Origin of the sequence: Methylobacterium sp. WL120 (assembly GCF_008039465.1) — a bacterium.
In the GTDB taxonomy this organism is placed as follows: domain Bacteria; phylum Pseudomonadota; class Alphaproteobacteria; order Rhizobiales; family Beijerinckiaceae; genus Methylobacterium; species Methylobacterium cerastii.
Genome location: NZ_VRUT01000299.1, coordinates 1 through 2486, shown reverse-complemented (window position 1 = coordinate 2486; position 2486 = coordinate 1). Strand labels below are relative to the sequence as shown.

Genomic DNA, 2486 nt, shown 5'->3' with positions numbered 1-2486 from the left:
GCCGACCACCGCGCCCGCCGGGCCGCCGGCGAGGGCCACGGTCGCGAGCCACGCCAGGCCGATCGCGGCCGGGCGCGGAACGCCTGCTCGGAACACCATCGAGACCCCTCGATCCACCAACCCCTCGATCCCCGATTCATGGAGATGCGCGATGATGCCGATACGCGTGGCCGGCGCCGTCGTCGAGCCGGTGACCGTGCCCGAGCTGCGCGGCTACCTCCGCCTCGATCCGGACGACGCGGCCGAGGACGACCTGCTCGCCGCCCTGATCGCCGCCGCCCGCGCCGAGCTCGAGACCGAGACGCGCCGCATCCTGGTGCCCGGCACCTGGCGGCTGGTGCTGGACCGCCTGCCCGCGGACGGCCGGGTGCCGGTACCGCTGAGCCCCCTCGTCGACCTGGTGCGCGCGGGCTTCTCCGCCGCGGATGGCGGCTTCGTCGCACTCGGCCCCGGCCTCGTCGCCCTCGGCGCCGACCGGATCGAGGCGCCCGGGCTGCAGCTCGGCGCCCTTCCCGATGCGGCCGCCCGCGCCCTCCTGGTCGAGGTCGCTGCCGGATACGGCGGCGACGGCCCGCCGCTGCCGCCGCCGCTCAGGCTCGCGGTCCTGCGCCGGGCCGCCGCCCGTTACGAGCACCGCGGCGACGACGCCGCCCCGGATGGCGGCGACCTCGCGGCCTGCGCCGCGCCCTTCCGCCGGCTGCGGCTGTGACCCGCGCCGCCGCATCCGCCTCCCGCTTCCAAGCACGCGTTTTCCGGAGCCCGCCATGCCCGCCACCGTTCCGCCGGCGATCGGCGCGCGCCGCCGCCGGCTCGTGCTGGAGCTGCCGATCGACGAGCCGGACGGCTTCGGCGGCACCCTCCGGCGCTACGTCGCCGGGCCGGTGCTGTGGGGGGCGATCGAGCCGGTCGGCATCGTCGATCGCCTGCGCGGCGGCCGCGACGACGGCGTCGCGACCCACCGCATCACCCTGAGGGCGCGGGCAGGCCTCACCGCGGCGATGCGGCTCGCCGCCGGCCCGCGCCGGTTCGCCATCCGGGCGATCCTCGACCCGGACGACCGCGGCCGCGACCTCGTCTGCCACGTCGAGGCCCTGCCGGAGGCGAGCGCATGAGCGGCATCCCCTCCGTCATGCCGCCAGCGCCGAGCCCGCTCCTCGCCATGCGGGCGGCGCTGATCGCGCGGTTCTCTACCGACGCGGCGCTCGCCCGTCTGATGGGCGGGGCGTTCCGCCTCTACGACGAGCCGCCGGCCGGCGCGCAGCCGGTCTACGCCCTGTTCGGCGACGCCGAGATCCGCGACGATTCCGTCGACGGCGCCGTCCGCCACCAGCACAGCCACGCCCTCGTGGTGTTCGCCCGGCCGGGCTCGGTCCGCACCGCGCTCGACGCCGCCGAGCGGATGTCGGCGCTGGTCGCCGACCCGGCCCTGGCGCTGACCGGCCACGCCCTCGTGACCCTGCGGGTCCAGGCCATCGCGGCGCGGCGCGACGAGCGCACCGGCGAGGCCCGCGCCACCCTCACGCTCCAGGCCGTCACCGAAAGGAACCCACCATGACCGCTCAGAAGGGCAAGGACCTGCTGATCCGCGCCGGCAACGGCGCCGGCGGCTTCGTCGCCGTGGCGGGCCTGCGCGCGCGCCAGGTCGCCTTCAACGCCGAGGCCGTGGACGTCACCAACGCCGATTCCGTCGGGCGCTGGCGCGAATTGCTCGCCGGCGCCGGCGTGCGCCGCGCCGCGATCTCGGGCTCCGGCGTGTTCCGCGACGAGGCCTCGGACCTGCGGCTGCGGCAGGTGTTCTTCGACGGGGTGATGGAGACCTTCCAGGTGGTGGTGCCGGCCTTCGGCACCCTCGAAGGTCCGTTCCAGATCACCGCGCTCGAATATCGCGGCGACCACGCCGGCGAGGTCACCTTCGACATGAGCCTGGAATCGGCCGGCGCCGTCGCCTTCACCGCGCTCTGATCCAGCACGGACATCCCGACGGCAGTCGGCCAGCGCGACCGCGCGCCGCCGCGGCGGGCGCCTTCGACCCGTTTGGGTCGAAGGCCACCAAGCCGAGCATCCCGACCTTGGGAGGCCAGCGCGACCGCGCGCCGCCGCGGGTGCGGCGGGCGCCTTCGACCCGTTGGGGTCGAAGGCCACCAAGCCGAGCATCCCGACCTTGGGAGGCCAGCGCGACCGCGCGCCGCCGCGGGTGCGGCGGGCGCCTTCGACCGGTTTCGGTCGAAGGCCACCAGGAAGGAACCATCCCGACGCCAGTCGGCCAGCGCGACCGCACGCCGCCGCCGGTGCGGCGGACGCCTTCGACCGAGCCGGTCGAAGGCCACCCTAGGAGACACCCATCCATGGCCAACCGCAGGCGCGGCGAGGTGCCGCTCGATCTCGGGGGGACCCGCTACACCCTCTGCCTCACCCTCGGCGCCCTGGCGGAGCTCGAGGACGCGTTGCAGGCGGGCGACCTCGCCGCGCCTGCGGTTGGCCATGGA

General features: G+C 76.1%; 5 protein-coding genes. All 5 read left to right on the top strand.

What is annotated here, in order from left to right; genetic code table 11:
• Positions 1 to 151: 151 nt before the first annotated feature.
• A complete protein-coding gene (locus tag FV229_RS26490; protein WP_147754762.1) occupies positions 152 to 709 on the top strand; it encodes a phage head-tail connector protein in 558 nt (185 codons plus the stop codon).
• 55 nt (positions 710 to 764) lie between these two features.
• Positions 765 to 1112, top strand: coding sequence for a head-tail adaptor protein (locus FV229_RS26485; protein WP_147754761.1), 348 nt, complete (start codon positions 765 to 767; stop codon positions 1110 to 1112).
• Complete coding sequence (locus FV229_RS26480; protein WP_147754760.1) at positions 1109 to 1555, top strand: DUF3168 domain-containing protein; 447 nt, start codon at positions 1109 to 1111, stop codon at positions 1553 to 1555. The genes FV229_RS26485 and FV229_RS26480 overlap by 4 nt, the downstream gene beginning before the upstream one ends.
• Positions 1552 to 1962 (top strand): phage major tail protein, TP901-1 family, encoded by a 411-nt coding sequence (locus FV229_RS26475; RefSeq protein ID WP_147754759.1) that lies wholly within the window; start codon positions 1552 to 1554, stop codon positions 1960 to 1962. The genes FV229_RS26480 and FV229_RS26475 overlap by 4 nt, the downstream gene beginning before the upstream one ends.
• Positions 1963 to 2345: 383 nt before the next feature.
• The coding region (locus FV229_RS26470; RefSeq protein WP_147754758.1) for a GTA-gp10 family protein at positions 2346 to 2486 on the top strand (141 nt) is incomplete at its 3' end.

Bases quoted from the DNA above. Each gene is read 5' to 3' on its own strand.
- FV229_RS26480 (WP_147754760.1), top strand. From the start codon at position 1,109: ATGAGCGGCATCCCCTCCGTCATGCCGCCAGCGCCGAGCCCGCTCCTC.
- FV229_RS26475 (WP_147754759.1), top strand. From the start codon at position 1,552: ATGACCGCTCAGAAGGGCAAGGACCTGCTGATCCGCGCCGGCAACGGC.
- FV229_RS26485 (WP_147754761.1), top strand. From the start codon at position 765: ATGCCCGCCACCGTTCCGCCGGCGATCGGCGCGCGCCGCCGCCGGCTC.
- FV229_RS26490 (WP_147754762.1), top strand. From the start codon at position 152: ATGATGCCGATACGCGTGGCCGGCGCCGTCGTCGAGCCGGTGACCGTG.